This window comes from Nonomuraea lactucae, from assembly GCF_003313395.1.
Taxonomy (GTDB): Bacteria; Actinomycetota; Actinomycetes; order Streptosporangiales; family Streptosporangiaceae; genus Nonomuraea; species Nonomuraea lactucae.
Genome location: NZ_QNFZ01000394.1, coordinates 1 through 851 on the forward strand (window position 1 = coordinate 1; position 851 = coordinate 851).

An 851-nucleotide genomic window follows, 5' to 3' on the forward strand; every position below is an offset into this window, starting at 1 on the left:
TATGGGCGTGTAGATCCGGCTGGTGCCGCCCCAGCGGGGCAGTTCGCGGCGCACCGCGGCGACGAACCTGTCGCGGCTCAGACGGCGCAACCGCGCCGGGTCACCGTTGCAGCGCTGCAGCACCACGGCCAGGCAGGCCCGCCAAGTCGCGGACTTGAACGGCTGGGCCGCAGCCTGCAAGACCGCCGGCCACACGCATTCCAGCAGGTCGGCCAGTTGCTGCACACACGCGGTGGCCTCGGTGACCAGCCGGGCACGCCGGGCGCCCAGATGCCGCAGCCTGGCCCACACTTCATCGGTGCGCTCGGGCTGGTAGCACCGCAGTTCGGCGGCCAGCCGGGCGATCAGCACCGCGTCCTTGTCGTCGGTTTTGTCGCGGGTGTAATCCTCGCTCTCGCGGGCTCGCCCGACCAGCAGCGGCTGCACACACACCAGGGGCGTATCCCGCTCGTTGGCGAGCTGGTCCAGCACCCGCCAGCGGTGCCCGGTCGGCTCGCACGCTACCGTGACACCGGCGAACCCGGCCGTTCGCGCCCGCTCGGCCGCCCACTCCAGCATCGGGCCCAGCTCCCAGGCCCGGCACCGGACCCGACGCCGGGCCAGGACCCGCGAATCGTGATCACAGACCACCACCGCTTGCAGCCCGTCGGCCAGGTCGATGCCCACGATCGCGTGGTCGCGGGGCAGCACTGCCCGCAGCCGCGCCAGCCGCTCGTTCCGGTTCTTGTCACCACGGGTCAGGCCGGTACCGTCAGACATGGACGTCCTCCTCGATGCGTCTTTGGGACACCAAGCCCGTCAACCGCATCAGGAGGACGTCTCGGTGTTCAAGACCTTCGAAGACTTACTAC

Annotated in this window: 1 protein-coding gene; it reads right to left on the reverse strand. The window is 70.5% G+C overall.

Annotated elements, in window-relative coordinates; translation table 11 throughout:
- A partial coding sequence (locus DQW85_RS22150) for an IS110 family transposase (RefSeq protein WP_162795223.1) occupies positions 1–759 on the reverse strand: 759 nt, incomplete at its 3' end.
- Between the last annotated feature and the right edge of the window lie 92 nt (positions 760–851).